At 41.9% G+C, this 18,341-nt stretch carries 18 protein-coding genes; 10 read left to right on the top strand and 8 right to left on the bottom strand.

The annotated features are described in order from the left end of the window. The first annotated feature begins 2 nt into the window (after window positions 1-2). Complete coding sequence (locus tag VLA57_RS03995; RefSeq protein WP_020444247.1) at window positions 3-497, top strand: hypothetical protein; 495 nt, start codon at window positions 3-5, stop codon at window positions 495-497. An 85-nt stretch (window positions 498-582) separates the two neighbouring features. After that, window positions 583-1,110, top strand: coding sequence for a cytochrome b (locus VLA57_RS03990; protein ID WP_041772309.1), 528 nt, complete (start codon window positions 583-585; stop codon window positions 1,108-1,110). A gap of 174 nt (window positions 1,111-1,284) precedes the next feature. On the opposite strand, the gene minE is transcribed toward VLA57_RS03990, so the two are convergent. The 5 genes from minE to VLA57_RS03965 form a co-directional block, all read right to left on the bottom strand. Then, window positions 1,285-1,572, bottom strand: coding sequence for a cell division topological specificity factor MinE (minE, locus tag VLA57_RS03985; RefSeq protein ID WP_011514407.1), 288 nt, complete (start codon window positions 1,570-1,572; stop codon window positions 1,285-1,287). Window positions 1,573-1,574: 2 nt separating this feature from the next. Then, on the bottom strand, window positions 1,575-2,387 hold the full coding sequence (gene minD / locus VLA57_RS03980; protein WP_011514406.1) for a septum site-determining protein MinD: 813 nt from the start codon (window positions 2,385-2,387) through the stop codon (window positions 1,575-1,577). 338 nt (window positions 2,388-2,725) lie between these two features. Continuing rightward, the gene (gene minC / locus VLA57_RS03975; protein ID WP_333954411.1) at window positions 2,726-3,598 is read right to left on the bottom strand and encodes a septum site-determining protein MinC; all 873 of its coding nucleotides are present in this window, start codon (window positions 3,596-3,598) and stop codon (window positions 2,726-2,728) included. A gap of 86 nt (window positions 3,599-3,684) precedes the next feature. Then, window positions 3,685-4,800 (bottom strand): hypothetical protein, encoded by a 1,116-nt coding sequence (locus tag VLA57_RS03970; protein WP_333954410.1) that lies wholly within the window; start codon window positions 4,798-4,800, stop codon window positions 3,685-3,687. Window positions 4,801-4,980: 180 nt separating this feature from the next. Beyond that, window positions 4,981-5,949 carry an acyltransferase gene (locus VLA57_RS03965; protein ID WP_333954409.1) on the bottom strand — a complete coding sequence of 323 codons (969 nt, stop codon included), beginning with the start codon at window positions 5,947-5,949 and terminating at the stop codon, window positions 4,981-4,983. Window positions 5,950-6,555: 606 nt separating this feature from the next. Here VLA57_RS03965 and VLA57_RS03960 point away from each other — a divergent pair. From VLA57_RS03960 to VLA57_RS03930, 7 genes are all read left to right on the top strand, one after another. Then, complete coding sequence (locus VLA57_RS03960) at window positions 6,556-7,209, top strand: OmpA family protein (RefSeq protein WP_133104754.1); 654 nt, start codon at window positions 6,556-6,558, stop codon at window positions 7,207-7,209. Between the two features lie 313 nt (window positions 7,210-7,522). After that, window positions 7,523-8,971: an imelysin family protein gene (locus VLA57_RS03955; RefSeq protein WP_333954407.1), complete on the top strand. Its 1,449-nt coding sequence runs from the start codon at window positions 7,523-7,525 to the stop codon at window positions 8,969-8,971. Between the two features lie 279 nt (window positions 8,972-9,250). Continuing rightward, complete coding sequence (locus VLA57_RS03950; RefSeq protein WP_333954406.1) at window positions 9,251-10,924, top strand: di-heme oxidoreductase family protein; 1,674 nt, start codon at window positions 9,251-9,253, stop codon at window positions 10,922-10,924. Between the two features lie 121 nt (window positions 10,925-11,045). Beyond that, a complete protein-coding gene (locus VLA57_RS03945) occupies window positions 11,046-12,209 on the top strand; it encodes an imelysin family protein (RefSeq protein WP_263241520.1) in 1,164 nt (387 codons plus the stop codon). A gap of 63 nt (window positions 12,210-12,272) precedes the next feature. Then, a complete protein-coding gene (locus VLA57_RS03940; RefSeq protein WP_333954405.1) occupies window positions 12,273-13,790 on the top strand; it encodes a DUF1513 domain-containing protein in 1,518 nt (505 codons plus the stop codon). Window position 13,791: 1 nt separating this feature from the next. After that, a complete protein-coding gene (locus tag VLA57_RS03935; RefSeq protein WP_133104749.1) occupies window positions 13,792-14,460 on the top strand; it encodes a M48 family metallopeptidase in 669 nt (222 codons plus the stop codon). 106 nt (window positions 14,461-14,566) lie between these two features. Beyond that, window positions 14,567-15,172, top strand: a complete 606-nt coding sequence (locus VLA57_RS03930; RefSeq protein WP_133104748.1) for a methyltransferase domain-containing protein — start codon at window positions 14,567-14,569, stop codon at window positions 15,170-15,172. Here VLA57_RS03930 and VLA57_RS03925 read toward each other — a convergent pair. Then, on the bottom strand, window positions 15,147-15,821 hold the full coding sequence (locus VLA57_RS03925; RefSeq protein WP_333954404.1) for an HD domain-containing protein: 675 nt from the start codon (window positions 15,819-15,821) through the stop codon (window positions 15,147-15,149). The genes VLA57_RS03930 and VLA57_RS03925 overlap by 26 nt on opposite strands. Before the next feature lie 45 nt (window positions 15,822-15,866). After that, a complete protein-coding gene (locus VLA57_RS03920; protein ID WP_133104746.1) occupies window positions 15,867-16,775 on the bottom strand; it encodes a hydrogen peroxide-inducible genes activator in 909 nt (302 codons plus the stop codon). 278 nt (window positions 16,776-17,053) lie between these two features. Between VLA57_RS03920 and ahpC the strand changes: the two genes are divergently transcribed. Then, on the top strand, window positions 17,054-17,620 hold the full coding sequence (gene ahpC / locus VLA57_RS03915) for an alkyl hydroperoxide reductase subunit C (RefSeq protein WP_133104745.1): 567 nt from the start codon (window positions 17,054-17,056) through the stop codon (window positions 17,618-17,620). A gap of 156 nt (window positions 17,621-17,776) precedes the next feature. Here ahpC and VLA57_RS03910 read toward each other — a convergent pair whose 3' ends face one another. Beyond that, on the bottom strand, window positions 17,777-18,025 hold the full coding sequence (locus VLA57_RS03910; RefSeq protein WP_011514392.1) for a YdcH family protein: 249 nt from the start codon (window positions 18,023-18,025) through the stop codon (window positions 17,777-17,779). Window positions 18,026-18,341 lie beyond the last annotated feature (316 nt).

The raw sequence follows: 18,341 nt of genomic DNA, 5'->3' as shown, positions 1-18,341 counted from the left end.
AGATGTTAAAACATTCATTTGAGGCAGTAAGCTTACTGACCACCACTAATGGTATGCTCGATGTGACGATCATTCCAGCGCTTGATCAGCCGGATTGGCTTGTTCCTAGTGGTTTGATTTTGAGTATAGATGAGTACAGCGAATATACACAATTTTATGAGTGGCAACAGCAACAAATCGCTGTGTTCCATATGTTGCCAAGCCATCAAACGCCAGATAAGATGGTTATATTGGAAGGAAATACATCAGCGCATCGTATTGCTTTGCAAACTTCAGGTGAGGTGCGCCAACTACAGGCGCGTATCTCTGATGTGAAAGATGTTGAGCTGCCTGAGCATTTTATCAAGTCAAATAGCAATATCGATACGGTTCATGAACGTGTAAAAGAAGAGGTTGTGCTATCCTATCTTTTTCAGACGGTCATGATTGATAATATGCTGTATTTGGTGCCAGATTTAGATAAAATTGCGCATCAGCTAGTAGATTTAGACGGCTAGTTTGCTCATTAGATAGTCACTGTCTATATCTATGCCTAAGCGCTTATTAAGCAATCAGTAGCGACAGAGGTAACACAGTAAATTTATGAATACTACTCATTCCAACCTAAAAAAATGGTCCTTTGCCAGTCGATTTTTTCACTGGATTAGCGCGATTTTATTGCTGATTACATGGACCATGATTTTTTTATATGACAACCTAGATAGCAATCTCTATATTGGGCTACATAAAGCCTTTGGGGTTAGCCTGTTATTTTGGATGATAGCACGAGTCATTAATCGCATCTTTACCAAAGCGCCACCAGCAGTATTGATGCCGAAATGGCAAATGCTGCTTTCCCGATTGTCGCATTTTGTACTTTATGCTCTGTTGATTGCGATGCCAATAGCAGGGTTAATGATGTCTTTGTATGGTGGCCGTCCGGTTGATATATTTGGTATATTTCAAATACCTGTACTAGTAACCCCAGATAGAGGGTTGGCTCGACTCTTTAATGACTGGCATGTAGATATCATTTGGCCAATGATTATCGCCTTTACTGTGCTTCATATCGGAGCGGCTTTGTATCATCAGTTTGTGAAAAAAGACAACCTCATAGCACGTATCAAGTAATAGACTTTTAATATCGTTACGACATATCAAAAATGCTGCTTATAGCACTTTTGTATTAAGAAATGGTATCTATTTCTTAATTTCCACAGTGTAAAATATACCCGTAAAAAAGCCCTGCGTATCATACACAGGGCTTTTTTTAGTGATCAAAATAAATATGAGCTAACTATAAATTTACTTTTTATGCTCAGGTAAATTAATATTCATTTCAAGCACGTCCAAGCTATCTTCAGAACGATGATTGATATTGACATCATCAATCTGTACGCCATTGACATACTTATTGACCACTTCTAATATCTCACGTTTCATTTTTTCGATACGGTCTGCGGTCAAGCGATTGTTTAAGCGATTTTCACTTGCGACAATAACCTTTAAGCGCTCAGTTGCCATATTGGCACTGCCTGCATTGCTGTCGTCAGTACCAAATAAGCTACTCCAAAATCCTTTTTTCTTACTCATTATTAACCCCCAAACCAGCGCTGTAATAGACTCTTTTTCTTCACATCAATATGACGTAATGGACGTTCTTCCCCTAGGAAGCGAGCGACAATATCATCATAACATTGACCAGCAATAGAGTCGGTATAATGAATCACGGGCTCACCGTGGTTAGAAGCTTCCAGCACGGAATGGCTCTCAGGAACAACGCCCAGTAATGGAACTTTTAAGATGTCATTTGAGATGGTTTCAATATCCATCATCTCATTGGCTGCTGCGCGCTCTGCATTATAGCGTGTGATAATCAGATGCTCACGTACAGAACCTTGGTTTTCAGCCACTTTTTTCGTCTGGCTTTGCAAGATACCAATGATGCGATCTGAGTCACGTACTGATGAAATCTCAGGGTTGGTAACGATGATAGCTTCATCCGCATGATACATGGCGAGCTGCGCGCCGCGTTCGATACCTGCAGGTGAGTCGCAAATAATGTAATCGAATTGCTTAGAAAGCTCTTCCATAATCTCTGCCACACCGTCATCTGTTAACGCATCTTTATCGCGCGTTTGACTGGCAGGTAGAATGTAAAGATTTTCCAATTGCTTATCTTTGACAAGCGCTTGTGATAGACGTGCATTGCCATTGATTACATCGACAAAGTCATAAACAATTCGATTTTCGCAGCCCATAATCAAGTCTAGATTACGCAAGCCTACATCAAAATCGATAACAACTGTCTTATAGCCACGTAATGCTAAACCGGCGGCAAAAGAAGCACTGGTCGTGGTTTTACCCACACCGCCTTTACCCGAAGTGATTACAACAATCTTCGCCACAATGGCACACTCCTATAAATTGATGAATTGATGAGATATATTATATATAAAGCATTATGCTTTCTGGTCGTCCATACGCTGTATATATACTCTCTGCGAGCGTAAGCCTAGCATAAATCTAGCAGAACTTATAGCAAGTCTCTATTAAAGCATACAAACGGCTAAGATATAAAATTAAGCGATTACCTAACTGATATATAAGGACGTAGGTGTGGTAAATAGTGGCAGAGCTAATAATTCATCATAGCGCAGTTTTGTTAAATAAACTTACTACAATATGAATTAAAAGGGTTTCTGACATATTTACTTTTTAACCTTAACAATATCTATATAAATGACTAGGGTTTAACGCCTTTATTAATCTGAGATTCATCAATGATCGTAAATACCAAACCTTGACCTTCTAAAAACCGCACTTCGACCGATTTATCAATCACATGCTCAGGCAGACTGTCGCGTAAGCAATAAGTACCTGCGACTGACACCAGAGAGGGGTTAAAAACTTGGCAAAAAATGCGTGCGTCTTTATCGCCCGTAGCACCTGCGACCAAGCGACCTTGAGCACGACCATAAACGTGCAAGTTATTATCAGTAATAGCTTCAGCACCACTATTGACACTGTTGGTCAAAATCAAATCGCCACCGACATGATTGAGACTTTGTCCTGAGCGCAGCATTTGATCATAGATAAGACTGGTAATATGCTCAGTACTGATAAGGGTTTCTGCTGTTTCTACAGATAAATCAGCTTGCATTTCCACGCTTGTTTGTAGCGCTTGCTGAGCACTCACGTTATCCGTCTTAGACTCACTATTATCAGTAGCAGCCGTTGTAGGAGCAGCAACTTGGCTTAGTTGCGTTACTGCTTTTTTACTGGGTAAAATGCGCTCAATACGCTTGCCATCTGCTGGAAATATTGCCAAGCGTAGCTCACGTGCTTGCGCGTCAAGTAGCCCTGTCACGACGCCGATAGGCTGTAAACCCCAAGACCATAGCAACTCGACCAGTGCTGATAGATCTTGCTCAACCTCGCTATCAATCAACACAGGAATATGACTGCTCTTATTGCTCAACGTGCTTTGTAATTGAGCAGCAATCGCCACAAAGTCATCGGTACTAAACTGTACCCGTGAAAAGGTCAGCATTTTGCCATAAAAGGCTAAAGCAGGCGTGGCTGACGAAGTGTCGGTATAGTTGTCGGCAATGGTCATAATCTACATCCTCAAAAGGTAATCGTAATGCTATATTCGTGGTGATATTTTTCTTATCAAATCATTATTTTAAAGCTTTAAAGATTCTATAATTTAAGCAAGTCTTGATGCTTCCACTGTTGAACTTTTATTTGCGCTTCAAATTCTGTCAGACCATCATCGATAATGCTAGCAATGAGATGGTCTAATGCCGGATTGTCTGTATCGATTTGAGCGATACCACTAGCGATAGCGACCATCAATGCATCAAGGCGTTCGGTGTCAAGCAGACGCTCGTTGAGCGCATAAACCACATTTTCACCAATATTTTGCCCCACATGTTGTAGCTGTGATTCAATCAAGCTACCTGCAATAGGTATCATACGCAGATAGCGGCGCAATTCTGGCGTATTGGCAAGCCCATCTTGGATCGCATGGCCCACTTCACTAGCGATGATAGCACCGCCACCTGCTGACTCGGTGAGTGCTTGTAGTTTTGGTGTCATCTCTTTACGCAGTAGCGACAGTATAGCGGCTTCAATCTCATCACGATTGCGCGAGATGGTAGAGTCGATAAACGATTTTTGCCTCTTCGGATCAGTTAGCTCCTGCCGAAAGGTCTGAATGGTCGTTAAAATAACTCGGTCAGACAACTCCTCTAATACTACATCGATATAGAAGTTGATTCTATTGATCCATGGCTGGGGCAATACTTGATAGCCTAGTTGATATAGGCGTCGTCCGATAATAACAACGCGAAATAATCGCAGCGCACGCAATTGCGGAAAACAGCCTAATACCTCGTACCAATGCACAAAAGGAAAAAAGAACCAGCGATAATAGATTTTTTCTTTGATGGCAATCGCCCAGCGTAATAGCAGCTCTGCAATCAAAAACAAGGTAAAAAAGCCGCCCACGGTACGTAATGAGTCATGGATATTACTTTGATACCAGATTAATTGATTGGAAATTCCAAGCCAGTTTGCCGCGTCACTACTGAAACTACTCATCAAAATAGCATCAGTACTGATAACCAATAAATCAATACTGATGGCCATAATCATCACGATATCATAAGTAAGCTTTAAACGATTTGGTTTAGGACGATTTGGTCTTGAAGGCGGAGTCTCTGGTGACCCTGTTGGTGGCTCTGACCCTGCTAAGGACTGATTGAGCGTGGACGTTGACTCTATGGGCGGGCGAGTAATGGAAGAGGCGGGCACAGTCAGTCCTTATAAGTAATAAATGGCAGCAGTCATGAGAGGTATTACACCAATCACAACAAAATCAACACAGCGTTCTAACGGTCATTCACATTATCAATGAATAATGCCAAAAAACAACCCATCAACCATTATAATTTGGTATTTTGCCATTTATCTTCTTTCAAAGAATCCTGTCATTTAATTGCTCGAATTGTCAACCTTAGGATTGGTTTCAAACTCAGCCAACATAGTGGTGATACGCTGATCTTTTTGTTGCCAAACATGCTCTACCCAATCAAACATTTGTGCTTTTATATCCTCATCGTTTTCATAGCCACCTTCTTTGATTCCAGAAAATAAATCATCAGGTATTTCAAGATAGCGCACATCAACGCCTAAGCGTTTGATATTGCCTTTCCACAAATCCCCGTAAGTTGGTACCCCATCAGGATAGACAATGGTCATATCTAAGATACCATCGATGTGTTCACCTAAAGCACTAATCGCCAGCGATAAACCGCCAGCTCTTGGTTTCAGTAGATGGGTATAAGGCGAGTTTTGCTTATTATGCTTTTCTTTGGTAAAGCGTGTGCCTTCTAAATAGTTCAGCAAGGTAAAAGGTTTGTCTTTTAATAACGCACAAGCACGCTTTGCTTCTTCGATATCTTTACCTTTTAAAGCAGGGTTTTTGGCAACTGCTTCTTTAGAGTGACGACGCATCATCGGAAAATCTAAGAAGTAAAAAGCCTGACCAACAATCGGGATATAAATCAGCTCAAATTTCGTAAAAAATCGCGTGAGGGGTAAGCGTTTTTCGCTAATGTACTGCACAATACTGGTATCAACCCAAGACTGATGGTTGCTGACGAGCAGATATTTGCCATGCACATGTACATCATCAGGTAGCGTGATACGCCAATCTTTTCTTGGTAAGAGGTTTTTTATTAAGGCATTGTTACTACTAATCCAGTGATTGGTAATTTTAATCACTGTTTGATCTGCAATAGGTGCGCCAGTGATAATTTTGCCCATACCCATCAACCACAAGGGAATACTACCACCAAAGCTATTGGCAGCAATGACACCCGTTGCCGTTGCTAGCGAAACCGCTTTGCCCAATTTAAGGGCACGCTGATGGAGTTTTTGCATGGTGGCGTTTAAGCGCATGACCCATTCCTCTCTGTTGATTTTACAAATATATCAATAGTATGTTTTAAGTATTTCTAACACTACATAGCCTCGAAGGCTTAGCTTGCAGGTAATAAGACAACACATAATAAGTCTTATTTTTACGCATTTTGACTTTGCTAGACTCTTGATAGTGTAGTCATATTCACTTAGCCTACAGATATTGCTAATATTAATAGTTAACGGCAGCCTTATATAGATAAGGCTTTAATAAGTAAAGAGTCTTCTATGTAGAGTGATTTCATATTTATATTTTCGCACTGGCTGTTAATAAAAGAGCGTTTAAGTGATAAGACCCTTACTTTTATTCTTCTAATGTTGCTGAGTGATTTTAGCAGAAAAAAATAGAGTGTACGGCTGTAAACGTGACTTGCGATAGCAAATTATGCATTTAACAAAATCGTATTTATCAACACTTATGCACTTCTCATACATAGATGTGACAAAATATTACACAGAATTAGAATGAGATTGCCATAATACTTTTAGTGTCGATAAACACCCAAACAATATAGTTAATGGCTAATTTGTCGTTAGCGTCTTTTATAAAAGTACGATTATTTTTTCAACTTAAGAGGACATATTATGCGTAATACATTAATGGTTGCAGCAATCGCTTCAGGTTTGGCTCTTACTGGCTGTGTCACTGATCCTAACACTGGACAACAACGTCTTAACAAGTCTGCTATCGGCGCTCTAGCTGGTGCTGCAGGTGGTGCGACTATCTCAAAAGCGACTGGTGGTGATAAAACTGGTCGTGATGCTGCTATTGGTGCTGCATTAGGTACTGGCGTTGGTTACTATATGGAGCGTCAAGCTCGTCAGCTTGAGCAACAAATGGCTGGTACTGGCGTAACGGTTAAGCCAAACGCTAACGGTAACATTGATCTGGTTATGCCAGGTAGCATCACGTTCTCGTTTGATGATGCGACTTTGAACAACTCATTTAAGCCAACGCTTGATAAACTTGCTGCGACAATGAATGAGTATAACCAAAACACCATCACTATTGCTGGTCATACAGACAGCAAAGGTACTGATGCTTATAACATGAAGTTATCACGTGACCGTGCTTATGCAGTAGCGAACTACTTAAGTGCGCGTGGCGTAGCATCTAACCGTATCAATGTTGTTGCTTATGGTGAGTCACGTCCTGTTGCTGATAACAATAGCGAATTTGGTCGTCAACAGAACCGCCGTGTTGAGCTGACAGTTAACGCACCACAAAGCGTTCGTTAATTTTAAATGATTAGCTAATAGTTAATATCAAAAAAAGGTCAGCATAAAGCTGGCCTTTTTTTTGGCTTGAATTTTGTCTTTCATTAAGAAATTATATTTGATAATAGTTATCAATAACATTATAATTCCCATGCATTTATTTTGCGGATAGCTATTTTTTCAGTTTTCAATAGCAAACTGATCATTGCTATTATCTATAATCAAGCTGTTTCAATGCCCGATACAGTGTTGGTTTCGCCTATTTTCATTACTAGTATCGATGTGAAAGATTTATCTTATATCTTCTTTATTTTGTAGCCCATCAAGGACATCTATGAATATCACGACAGTGACAAGCCGTAAAATCTTACCGACTACTTTAGCTGCTGCACTGACAGGGATATTGATGGTATCAGGTTGTAGCAAACAGTCTGATGAAAAAGCGACCACAGATGCACCAGTTGAAACCGCAGAGAAGACAGCTAGCAAAACTTCATCAGCTGCTGATAAAGCTCATATGGATCGCTTGCTTATCAGTTATGCGGATATGGCACATGCTGCATACAAAGATTCGTTAGAGATGGCAAAGCTTTTACAGAGCGCCGTCGATGCTTATGTAGAAACCCCAACGCAAGCAAATTTGGATGCTGCAAAAGCTGCTTATAAAGCCGCGCGCCAGCCATACTCACAGACTGAAGTATTTAGATTCGATGAAGGTTTTGTGACTGCCAACGACAATCGTAATATTGGTAGTACGGACAGCTGGGAGGGGCAGGTGAATGCTTGGCCTTTAGATGAAGCATTGATTGACTACGTAAGCGCTGACTATGAAGGCGAGTACAATAGTAAAGACAACATCATTAATAGCGATAGCATTAGCGTTGGTAGCCTCAAGCAAGATACCAGTACCATCACGCCTGAGCTACTCGCAGAGATGAATGAGATTGGCGGTAGTGAATCCAATGTGACCACAGGTTACCATGCTATTGAGTTTATGCTATGGGGTCAAGATACCAATGGCGTCGCTGAAGGTGCTGGCAACCGCCCGTTCAGTGATTATCTAACGACTGATGGTCAATGCACTAGCGGCGAGAGTGTCAATCCTGACGCTAGTATCTGTGAGCGCCGCGGACAGTATCTAAAAGCAGCAACTCAACTACTGGTTGATGATTTGACCGCGATGGAAGCGCAGTGGCAACCTGACAGTGAAAACACCTTGCGTAGCGACATGATGGCACGTAGGGATAGCAATAGTTTGCGCCAAATTATGTATCAAATGGGCAGCTTAGCACTTGGGGAGCTTGCCTCTCAGCGCATCCAAGTAGCGTTCGTCACTGGCTCTACTGAAGATGAGCATGAGTGTTTTAGTGATTTGACACACTTAAGCTATGCCAATAACGCTCGCGGTATCCAAAATGTCTTTAATGGTAGCTACAAAACAGTCGCGGGCAAAACCGTAGGTGGTTATGGACTGAAAAACTATCTTATCGATACAGGAAATACTGAAGCTGCTGATAAATTGGCTGCTGATTTTGCAAAAGTAGAAGCCGCCTTTAATGTCATTGTTGAAAAAGGTGAAAAAGAAAATATCAAGATTGATCAGATGATTGCCACTGTAGGACAGGCGAGTAAACATGGTGTTTCTGCTGAAGAGCAAAACAAGCGTCGCGGTTGGATTGAAACCAGTATCACAAGTCTGCAAGAGCTGACAGCTGGTATTGAAAATGCCGCAAAAGCCGTCGGTATTGACAATTTAGATGCAGATGCAGGTTCGCAGTTTTAATTGCTCACTAATTTACTGTCTTAACAGCAAGCATAGCAGTGATTGACATAGCATTGATCGATAATGCCTAATGAGTCGCTAACAGTGAATGAGACTTATTTTCATAAGAAAACAATATAGGTATAATGAACACGTTGTCAATTTTGCTTGGCAACGTGTTTTTTCATAGCGTATTAAAATAGCCAGATAAATCAGTGTGTCGCTGTCACTTATCGACTAGCAATAAAAAATTTTATAGCATGCGATTTTAATGGTTCTATACCAGAACTAAGGTACTCTATGCACGTCAAGAAAGGTTTTATCAGCAAACCACGCCCCATACTCCACTCTTCTCTTATATCCCAGTTTAAAACTGCATCTGTCGGCATGTCTGCGCTATTTACCTTATCACTGGTATTAGTAGGTGCCTTGTCACTCAGTGCCTGTCAGCCAGTCAAAGACACTGATGATAATGCAGTCAATAAAGACAGCTTGCAATCAGAAGTGTTGACTCCTGAACGCCTCAGAACCATCGAAACACTCGCTGGCGTACCTATGCAGCAGCTTGCAAGCTTTGATCCGCAAGAAATCAAGCAAGGCGGTGATACTGGGATTAGTATTACTAGTAGTGAGAGCTACTCTAAACCTTCATCGAACATTACCGCATCTCGCAAAGGCTCGTTCTTTATTGGTAATGCGTTTTTCCGTCAGCCGTGGGTAATTGCGCCTGCCAGTACGGATAGCCGTGATGGTCTTGGTGCGTTATTTAACGTCGCTGCCTGCCAGTCATGCCATGTCAAAGACGGTCGTGGTCATGCTCCTATGACTGCTGAGGACGATGCCGATAGTTTTCTGATTCGTTTGGCGATGCCAGCGACCACGGATGAACAGCGTCAGCAGTTAAAAGATTCACTTATTGAGAAAGTTGCTCATCCTATGTATGGTGGTCAATTGCAAGATCGCGGTATTCAAGGCGTGCCAGCAGAAGCAAGAATTGCCGTGCAGTGGACAGATAAACCGGTTACCTTTGCCGATGGACATATCGAAACCTTGCGCGCACCAACCTTTAACTTGACCAATCCGGGGTATGGTGCGTTTGATGATGAGATGATGGTATCGCCACGTGTTGCTTTACCTATGATTGGGCTTGGGCTACTTGAACAAATACCTGATGCGGATATTAAGAAACAAGCGGCTAGCAATCATAAAAACAGCAATGATATTAAGGGTAAATTTAACTGGGTCATGGATCCACAAACGGGTAAAGTTGCCTTAGGTCGCTTTGGCTGGAAAGCAGGGCAAACCAAGCTGATTACTCAAAATCAAAGCGCCTTTAATGAAGACATGGGTTTAACTTCAAATATCCGCCCACATGAATCCTGCATGCCAACACAAACCGCTTGTAAGAATGCGACAACAGGCGCTGATGAGCAAGGCAATGGTAAGCCTGCGGTTGAAGTCAATGATGAGGTGGCAAAATTTGTAGAATTTTATACGCGCAATTTGGCAGTACCGCACCGCCGTAATGCAGAGGATAAATTGGTATTAGCAGGCAAAAAACGCTTTTACGATATGGGCTGTCAAAGCTGCCATACGCCAAGATATCAGCTGCCAAAAACCGCTGATGATCATCTTGAGCAGCATGGACAAGTGATTTATCCTTATACAGATCTGCTGTTACATGACATGGGTGATGAGCTTGCGGATCGCACTATCGCTGGCAAACTGCCGCCAAAAAATTGGCAAGTTGAGTTTTTAGCCAATTCTTATGAGTGGCGTACGCCCGCTTTATGGGGAATTGGACTCGCTCAAACCGTCGATCCACAAGCGACGTTTTTACATGATGGACGTGCCCGCACGCTGATGGAAGCGGTATTATGGCATGGCGGCGAAGCAAAAAAACAGCAGCAAAAAGTGCTGATGCTTGATAAACAAGGACGTACTGAATTGAGTACGTTTTTACAGTCATTATAAGCGTCTGACTGTGTATTTTTTAATCTTTCAATGACAGATAGATAAGGTTATCCGCCTGATGGCTCTGTCATTGCGATACTGATATTCGACGATAACGATTGATAATATTACTGAGAAATCTATGAAAATAAACCATGCGCTAGCAATGGCGCTCTCGGCATTAAGTGCTGGTATACTTATTAGCTGCGTCAAACCGGCTGATGACAATAAAGCGGCTGAAGTAGATAGCCAAGTTGCACAAGACAGTGCTGAGCTGAAAACTGGCGAAAATGCTGCAGTTGATGGCAATACAGATAAGAATGTTGAAAAAATAGTCGCTGTCGATATCAGTGCTGAGACTGAAAAGACCTATTTGACCCATGTAGCTAATGAGATTGTCATACCTGCTTACGCTGACGCGGCGAAACAAAGTGATTTGTTGCATGATTTGGCACAAAAACATTGTCAACAAGCGCCAGTCAGCGGTGATGAATTGCAAGCGCTACGTGACCAGTGGCTAGTATTGGCACAAGCATGGGCAAGTGCTGAAATGGTCAACTTCGGTCCTGCTACCGCCAGTATGAGTAATCTTTATATCAATTATTACCCTGACGAGCGCGGCTTGGTACATAGCGGAGTGGCGGATCTTATCGCTGCCAATCCAAAACTGACCGCCGAACAACTTGCTAACGAAAGTGCCGTTGTCCAAGGTGTGCCCGGTTTAGAAGAGGTGCTTTATGCCAATGACAGCTTGGACGCTGGTCAGTGTGCGTATGTTATAAGCGCGAGTAGTGCGCTGAGCACACGCTTAAAAGCTATTGAGAAAAACTGGCAACAAAATGCGACTAAGCTATTAGCAATTGATAAAACTGCTGAAAGCGACCAAGGATTGAACCAATGGATTAATTCCCTACTGTCGTTGGTTGAGACGATGAAATCTAACGCCATTGATCAGCCATTAGGCTTGAGCGGTAAAGCCAAAGGTCATCTACCTGCTGCGACCGCAGAGCAAAGCCGCGCGATTATCAATGCAAAATTAGCGACTTTAAATAAAGCCATGACCGATCCGGTACTGACTGCTATCTTGGGCAGCAACAGTGAAAATAACGTGGCTGACAATCTATCGACTGCGCTCGCTGATACCACTACGTTATTGGCACAAATGCCAGAAGATTTAGCCACTGCTGATAAAGCCACCCAGCAAGAGTTGTATGATCATCTTACTAGCGTTACGCGCTTAATTAAGCGTCAATTGATTCCGGCACTTGGTCTCCGTGTCGGCTTTAACAGTAACGACGGTGATTAAATAATGGCTATTATCAAAGCGAGTCAAAAGGTCTCAGTGAATAAAAATCATAGGCAGTCGTATGTGCTAAAAGCAAAACCGTTTAGCCATGAGCTGCTGACAACCTCATTATTGACAGCGCTTGGTACGGCAACATTCGTCGGTATTCATCATCGTTATCGTAAGCAACGCCTAGTTGATGCTCGCCTGCAAGATTATGTGAGCGGTATTTATGCTCAATTGAATGCTGTGCAATCAGCTGCTACTGGTTCCAAGTCAACGCCTAGACGTTTGCGCTACGCCTGCCAGCAGGCAGCGTCAACGTGGCAACAAGCGTATCGCCTGCAAATGGATGATAACCAGCCTAGTAGCCGTGATTTGTCTGCAAATGATTTTAGGTCAATGCATACCACTACTATGCTGACTCGCCCTGTATACTGGGTCAGTGGCGTGGCTTCTATGCCAAAAGACATCTCACTGCTAAGTGAGAGTGATGAAAACGATTTTGGTGTAGTCGGTATTGATGCCGATAGACAAATCGTTTGGCAAACGACCATGCCTGAACGTGTCCATGATATTGTCGTCCAACCTGCCTTTGATTCTCAAAACACCTTTGTTAATCACAACCAAAATCGTGATGTAGTGGTCATGGGTCGTCGTCCTAGTGAAAAATTCTGGGTGCTTGATACTGCGACAGGACAAGTAAAATTTGTGATCAACGCTGCAAACAACCGTCATTTTTATGGTCATGCTTGCTATAGCTCAGATGGCTCAAAGTTATACGTGACTGAAAATGACACGCTAATTCTAGACGGCAAAATCGGTGTTTATGATGTTAAAAATGGTTATCAAAAAATAGCAGAATTTGAATCGTATGGTATCGGTCCACATGAGCTCATTATGCATCCAGACGGTAAAACGTTGGTAGTTGCTAATGGCGGTATCAAGACCGAGAGAGCATCGCGTGAAGAGCTTAATCTCGATACTATGTACCCATCATTGGTGTACCTAAACCGTCATACTGGTAATTTACTTGAACAAATTATTCCTGAGCATAATCAAATGAGTGTGCGTCATCTAGCCATGCACGATGATGGCACAGTGATGATAGGCATCCAGTTCCAAGGTGAAAAGCATATCAATGTGCCATTAGTATTGACGCACAAGCGCGGTGATGCTGATTTTAAACCCTTTATTATGCCAAATAACCAATGGCAACGCTTCCACCAATATATCGCTAGCGTCGCGGTTGATAGTAAAAGCAATTTACTATGTGTAACCACGCCAATGGGCGGCTGTGCGGCAATATTTGATTTAACGACTCGAGCTCTAATCAACTCTGTCAGTTTGCCAGATTGTGCAGGTGCCTCCGTTTATAGCCGTAATATATGCAGTGGTAACGATGTTGTTAAGACTAATATAGAGCAACAATCTGGCTTTATCGTTAGTGATGGGCAAGGTCAATTAACCAGATTAACTGTCAATGATTTAACAATATTAGACTCAGAACTAAAAACAGACGCTATCGCCAAAAATGACAATATCGGCACAGATAGCAGACGCCATACAATGTCTTTTGATAATCATTTGCAAGCACTATGATATGAATGTGACAAATGAGTACCATAGTCCTTTGTTGCAAAACACTATTCAATGTTTGTCAGAGGCAGGCATTGAATTACAAATAAGCCAAAAGCGGGTTAAAAATATTAATTTTCGCTTAAAGCCACATAAGCTAATGGTGTCTGTACCATCGTTTATTAGCTCAGCACAAGTCGCACAGGCTATAGCGAAGCGTGTGCCATGGGCGATAGAAAACCACTCACAAGTCTTAGAACAATATAAGCGCCAACAATTTGCTTCAAAGGAATCTTTAACGGCTGACAGCACGTTGCTATTGTGGGGTATAAAACAGTCGTTCACCTTAAACCACGATAAAAAGATTGCCTACTATCGGCAACAACTCTTTGAAGCAATGCCTGCATTATTTGCAAAGTGGCAACCGATTGTCGGTGCGACAGCCAACGAGATACGCTTAAAAAAGATGCATACGCGCTGGGGCAGCTGTAACACTCGCGCACGCCGTATTTGGCTATCCATCTATTTGCCTGCTTATCCTATCGAGTGCACCGAATACGTCATCGTCCATGAGCTGTGTCATCTACATCATCCCAATCATAGTGCAGCTTTTTGGCAAACGGTGGCGACTGCCATGCCTGACTATCAGCATTGGCATGATATGCTGGCAGGTAAAGGTGGTCAGCTCGATTAGAGATAATACTTAGGTGGTTTCAGTAATGTCGATAAGCCTGATATGATAAGACATAACGGTACGAATCGTGTCGTTTAAATAATAGATTTATCTACAGGGATGTCATATGGAAAACGTTAATCAAGCGCAGTTTTGGCAGCAGCGTTATGAAGAGGATAGTATCGGCTGGGATATGGGACAGGTGTCACCACCGCTCAAAGCTTATATTGACCAATTGCCTGAATCTGCTAAAAGTCAGGCTGTTTTAGTGCCGGGAGCAGGTAACGCTTACGAGGTCGGTTATCTGCATGAGCAAGGATTTACCAATGTGACTTTGGTTGATTTTGCCCTTGCGCCGATTGCAGCGTTTGCTGAGCGTTATCCTGACTTTCCAGCTAAGCATCTAATCTGTGCCGATTTTTTTGAGTTATCGCCTGAGCAATATCAGTTTGATTGGGTGCTTGAGCAGACGTTTTTTTGTGCGATAAATCCATCACGCCGTGACGAGTATATGCAGCAGATGGCAGCATTACTGAAACCCAATGGTAAGCTGATTGGATTGCTATTCGACAAAGATTTTGGGCGAGATGAGCCGCCGTTTGGCGGTACAAAAGATGAATATCAGCAGCGTTTTGCGACTCATTTTAACATTGATATTATGGAGCCGAGTTACAATTCACACCCAGCACGGCAAGGCAGTGAGCTTTTTATTGAGATGCATGTAAAAGACTGATTTCACGCTTGATATTGTCTCGAGCTTGCACTTCGAAGTAGTTATGATAATACGCTGTCAAATAAAGTACTGGGTGTGCGAGTAATTTCTTCAAGACCGCAATACGCCCAGTACGATAATCCTCGTTTGTTATATGGCGGTACTCTTGACGCACCGCTTGTGCGTAGACCTGATATTCAGACCAAGGCGTACCCAAAATACTTAAATCCATATCTAAGAGATAAGCCGCATCACTAACGGTATCGGTATCTAGACACTCATGCAGCTCATGAGATGCAGTCATCATAATCAGCGTATAGATAGTGGTACATTGCTCATCACTCAGATAGCATCTTAATGCCTCTACTATATACTCTGCACTTTTAAGCTCATTATCTGAGCGCCTTGGATCATAAATGATATCGTGATAATAGAGCGCCAAAGCGATGATATGCGGCTCATTCAAATGATGCTTAATCTGTTCGAACTGCACAAATAATTGCTGAATATGCTGCAAGCTATGATAAGCACGCTGGGTTTCATTATAGCGAATGGCGATATCTTGCCAAAGCGCATTAACTTTCGCGGGCTTGATAGCATTATTGATAGCTGTTAAATTCCACTCAAAAACCTTACCAAGCTCAGTCTCTATTTGTGACAATCCGTCCATATTCAACCTTCGTTTGATGATTGTCTATCATTTAGAAATTGTTACTTACTTCTTATTGGCAGCGTCTTCAAATGCCTGCTTAAACACTTTGCCAAGCAAATTGACATCATCGACACGGGCATAATTTAGACGGGTGACAAAGGCAATATGACGATGAGGGCCTTGCTCAGCTAGTGGTATCGCGACTGCATTTTGGTTTTGCAGATGCAGCTGGTCTAACGCCATTTCTGGCACTAACGTCGTACCCATATTAGCAAGTGCCATTTGAATAAGTGTGTTTAAGCTGGCATCTGAAAAGCTGGATTTCATCTGCGCACGGTCAAAATGGCAGACAGATAGCGTTTGGTCAGTCAAGCAATGCCCTTCGCCAAGTAACATGAGATTTGCCGTTGCCAGCTCATCAGCGTTGATCGTTTTGAGCTTGGCATGTACATCATTTTTTGGAAAGACGGCAAAGAAGTCTTCGCTCCAAAACTCAAAACTATGTAAACCATCTACCGCATAAGGTAGGGCAATAATAGCGGTATCAATATGTCCATAACGCACTTGCTCAAGTAAGCGCTCGGTTTGTTGCTCGACGATAGTCATACGAAATTCTGGATAGTGCTCACGCAGCGCAGGCAACACTTTTGGTAGCAGATAAGGTGCAATCGTTGGAATAATACCAACGGTCATAGGGTAGGCAAGGGGCGATTGATGGCTATGCGCGCGGGTGGTCAAGTCGTTGACTTCAGAAAACACCCGCTGCGCCCGCACCAAGATATCTTCACCGATAGGGGTGATCAAGACTTGTTTATTATTTCGCTCAAAAATCTGTGTATCAAGCTGTTTTTCCAACTCAGCGATACCCAAGCTCAGCGCTGATTGCGAGATATTACAATCTTCTGCTGCACGTTTAAAATGACGGTGTTTGGCGACGGCTAAGGCGAACTCAAGTTGACGTAAAGTAATCATAAAACCTCTCTAATAATGAGTTTTTCATGTAATTTGTTTTACTTATTTATCTTGTGTACACTATCAATGTTCACTGATCTATAGATATAAAAAGTAGAGAGAATAGTTTAACAAGTTTAATAAAACAAAACATCACATTAAAAACTTTTAACTGGATTAACCATAGAATTCGCGTATAGTTTGTTAGGTAGCCCCGATAGTGTAAGGGTTAATAGATACAAATCTATAAATAAATTTCAATTAACGAAACTTTAATCAATCAAAAAAAGGAGCCACTCATGGCGTCTATTATCAATCAAGAAATTCCAGAATTTTCAGCAGATGCGTTTGTAAATGGTGAATTTAAAACCATTACTTCAGAAGACGTAAAAGGCAGCTGGGCAATTTTCCTATTTTACCCAGCCGATTTTACCTTTGTTTGCCCAACTGAACTTGAAGACATGGCAGGTCATTACGACGAGTTAAAAGGTTTAGGCGTAGAAGTGTACTCGGTATCAACGGATACACATTTCACTCATAAAGCATGGCATGATTCTTCAGAAGCAATCGGCAAAGTACAATACCCAATGATTGGTGATCCTACTGGTCGTATTACTCGTGGCTTTAACGTCATGATCGAAGAAGCTGGTCTAGCTGAGCGCGGTACATTCTTAGTAGATCCAGACGGCTTAATTCAAGTTGCTGAGATCCATGCAGGCGGCATTGGCCGTAGTGCAAAAGATATGCTACGTAAAGTAAAAGCGGCACAATATGTTCGTGAAAACGACGGCGAAGTTTGCCCAGCAGCATGGGAAGCTGGTCAAGAGACTTTAAAACCAAGTCTTGATCTGGTTGGTAAAATCTAAGCAGCTATTGCTTGGATAGTGTGACAGAAGGCAGTATCTGCTTATTCGTCATACTAAATGAAGTAGAAAAAACCCCATTAACTTATGCTAATGGGGTTTTTTCTTATCTAAATTTTATCATTTTTCATGATAGCTAATGGTCTAAATAGCTGTTAGTTAGGCATGAGATCCTAATTTATTTTTATCGATTATTTTATAAATCTCATCTTTTAGATGCAGCTTGCGACGCTTCATCTGCTCGATTTCTTCTTCACGGCTAGCGTGCGTGACCATATCTTTATCAAGCTGATTGATTTGCTGGTCTAGCTGGGTATGCTCATCAAAGATAGTCGCAAAGTGACTGTCTTTTTGTTTAAGCTCAGCAATAATATCTTTGTTATCTTGCCATGTATCTGTCTTTCTCATCTTGTCATCCTTGTTATGAAGCGCAAGCTTGTATAAGCATCCGCGCATGGTCTTAAGATTGTTTTGATGAATTACTATAATTATGAGACTTAGATTTTATGGAACCGAACCGTTATTTAACTGAATAACGATGAGGATTAATGCCAGCAAATCTACTTTTAAAAAGTATATTTAATAAACAGATTTATCCAATACTTATAAAAGTAAATCTGCCATAACACGCATAGAATTCTTCTATCCGCTTCACTCGATTGTAGCGAAAAAAATACTTAGATACTATAGTTAGTATTGATTATCATTTAGAAGTAATTTTGAA

The organism is Psychrobacter sp. S4(2024), assembly GCF_036861305.1.
Taxonomy (GTDB): domain Bacteria; phylum Pseudomonadota; class Gammaproteobacteria; order Pseudomonadales; family Moraxellaceae; genus Psychrobacter; species Psychrobacter cryohalolentis.
Note: the sequence above shows the minus strand (reverse complement) of the source record. Positions and strands in the feature narration are given on the sequence as shown.